This window comes from Gilliamella sp. Gris3-2 (genome assembly GCF_001690345.1).
In the GTDB taxonomy this organism is placed as follows: domain Bacteria; phylum Pseudomonadota; class Gammaproteobacteria; order Enterobacterales; family Orbaceae; genus Gilliamella; species Gilliamella bombi.
The window spans coordinates 1-2,711 of the sequence record NZ_LZHB01000039.1 but is presented as its reverse complement, the minus strand read 5'-3'; the positions used below and the strand labels follow the sequence as shown (position 1 = coordinate 2,711).

At 32.4% G+C, this 2,711-nt stretch carries 5 protein-coding genes; all 5 read left to right on the top strand.

Annotated elements, in window-relative coordinates; all coding sequences use genetic code 11:
* Positions 1–181 precede the first annotated feature (181 nt).
* Positions 182–691, top strand: coding sequence for a hypothetical protein (locus A9G32_RS05985; RefSeq protein WP_065591030.1), 510 nt, complete (start codon positions 182–184; stop codon positions 689–691).
* Between the two features lie 147 nt (positions 692–838).
* The gene (locus A9G32_RS05980) at positions 839–1,333 is read left to right on the top strand and encodes a hypothetical protein (RefSeq protein ID WP_065640657.1); all 495 of its coding nucleotides are present in this window, start codon (positions 839–841) and stop codon (positions 1,331–1,333) included.
* A gap of 53 nt (positions 1,334–1,386) precedes the next feature.
* Complete coding sequence (locus A9G32_RS13350) at positions 1,387–1,509, top strand: hypothetical protein (protein ID WP_255306795.1); 123 nt, start codon at positions 1,387–1,389, stop codon at positions 1,507–1,509.
* 288 nt (positions 1,510–1,797) lie between these two features.
* Entirely contained in the window at positions 1,798–2,307 is a 510-nt protein-coding gene (locus tag A9G32_RS05975; protein WP_065589970.1) for a hypothetical protein, read from the top strand.
* A 147-nt stretch (positions 2,308–2,454) separates the two neighbouring features.
* On the top strand, positions 2,455–2,711 hold a 257-nt coding region (locus A9G32_RS05970; RefSeq protein ID WP_176701321.1), incomplete at its 3' end, for a hypothetical protein.

Here is a 2,711-nt window from a genome sequence, read left to right as displayed (position 1 = left end):
TCAATTATTAATCAAATTATAATGATAATTTAATCAGTTTGTCTCCTGATAATGAATACTTATAATCTATTTTGGGTTATTTACAAACCAATTATCTTATTTATAATTTTGTTTATCTGCATTTATATTTTATATAACAGAGCCCAAATTTATTTAACACAATTAAATTAAGGAGTGACTGATGTCATTTGTCAATGCCTATGTCTCGAACGAAGATGCTAAAAAATATGATTTAGATAATTTATGGAATAAGTACAATCCTTGGTTCACTCAAATGCCTGAACTATTGAAGAGTTTTGATGTTCACCAACACGCTTGGTGTGTGGATAAGGAACGAGGGTATTGGTTATTTAACTGTGGTTGGGTGCTGAATTATGATAGTCCTTCGGGTCTCCCTGAACCAACGAATAAGCAGGTGTTTATCCTGCATGTTAATGGTCAGAATATTGATTTTATTCTGGAAGCTGGCCGTTGGAAACCTAGCGATTTGGAAGCGATCGGTTTGGAATATGCTAACTCATTTCTTGTAAAAATTGCTTGGAATATTGTGTCAATGACCCCGAGTTGTCTACCTAGTATGTCGAAAGAGGATTTATTAACCGTTTTAAAAGAGGCATTAACTGTCTATAAATGTAATGGAATTAGAAATTTAGAAGCTAATGATGAAGCACTGATTAGATGTAATTTTTAGTATTTTGTAAGCTAACGCTATAATCAATTATTATATCGTCTATTTTTGTTTATTTACAAACCAACTATCTTATTTATAATTCTATTTATCTGCATTTATATAAAACAACCCAAATTTATTTAACACAATTAAATTAAGGAGTGACTTATGTCATTTGTCAATGCCTATGTGTCGGAAGAAGATGCTAAAAAATATGATTTAGATAATTTATGGAATAAGTACCGCCGCTTTGGTACCAAAATGCCTGAACTATTGAAGAGTTTTGATGTTCATCAACACGCTTGGTGTGTGGATAAGGAACGAGGGTATTGGTTATTTAACTGTGACTATGTGCTGAATTATGATACTCCGTCTGGTTTACCCGCAGCAACTAATAAGGAGGTATATATCCTGCATGTTAATGGCCAGAATATTGAGTTTATTTTGGCTCGTGGCGATTTAGATCCTAGCGATTCAGTATCTACTGACTTATATCTGATACAATTTGCTTGGAATATTGTGTCAATGACCCCGAGTTGTCTACCTAGTATGTCGAAAGAGGATTTATTAACCATTTTAAAAGAGGCATTAACTGTCTATAAATGTAATGGAATTAGAGATTTAGAAACTGATGATAAGACACTGATTAGATGTAATTTTTAGTATTTTGTAAGCTAACACTATAATCAATTATTATACTGGAGGAATAGACCAATATGGTGGGATTGACTAAAGAGGAAGCGGAAAAACGATTATTTAAGGTCAAGGATGCCGATGGATTACGTGATTTAATACAGCAATTAGATATAAATACGCATGGCAAAACAACCATCCTCTAAAATGCTCTAAATTCACATTTACTAAATTTTAATCTGCTAAATTTCAATTTACTGCTCCCTTCAAAATATCAGCATAACTTTCAATCGTATTTCAATATTGTTACCGATCAATTATTAAACAAATTATAACAATAATTTAATCAAATCATGCCCTAATAATGAATACTTATAATCTGTTTTGGGTTATTCACAAACCAACTATCTTATTTATAATTCTGTTTATCTGCATTTATATTTTATATAACAGAACCCAAATTTATTTAACACAATTGAATTAAGGAGTGACTGATGCCATTTGTCAATGCCTATGTGTCGGAAGAAGATGCCAAAAAATATGATTTAGATAATTTATGGAATAAGTACAATCGTTGGGGTATAAAAATGCCCGAGCAATTGAAGAGTTTTGACGTTCGCCAACACGCTTGGTGTGTGGATAAGGAACGAGGGTATTGGTTATTTAACTGTAATTGTGTGCTCAATTATGATAGCCCTTCCGGTATCCCTGAACCAACGAATAAGCAGGTGTTTATCCTGCATGTTGATGGTCAGCATATTGATTTTATTCTGGAGGCTACTGATTGGGATCCTAGCGATTTGCAAGCGATCGGTTTGGAATATGCTAATTCATTTCCTATACAAATTGCTTGGAATATTGTGTCAATGACCCCGAGTAGTTTACCTAGTATGTCGAAGGCGGATTTATTAACCATTTTAAAAGAGGCGTTAACTGTCTATAAATTTAGTGGACTTAGAGATGTAGAATCTAATGAAGAAGCACTGATTAGATGTAATTTTTAGTATTTTGTAAGCTAACACTATAATCAATTATTATATCGTCTATTTTTGTTTATTTACAAACCAACTATCTTATTTATAATTCTATTTATCTGCATTTATATAAAACACCCCAAATTTATTTAACACAATTTAATTAAGGAGTGACTGATGTCATTTGTCAATGCCTATGTGTCGGAAAAAGATGCCAAAAAATATGATTTAGATAATTTATGGAATAAGTACCGCAGCATTGGTACCAAAATGCCTGAACTATTGAACAGTTTTGATGTTCACCAACACGCTTGGTGTGTGGATAAGGAACGAGGGTATTGGTTGTTTTACTGTAATTATGTAATGACTTATGATACTCCTTCTGGTCTACCTCAACCAACTTCTAAAAAAATATTTATCCTGCATGTTAATGG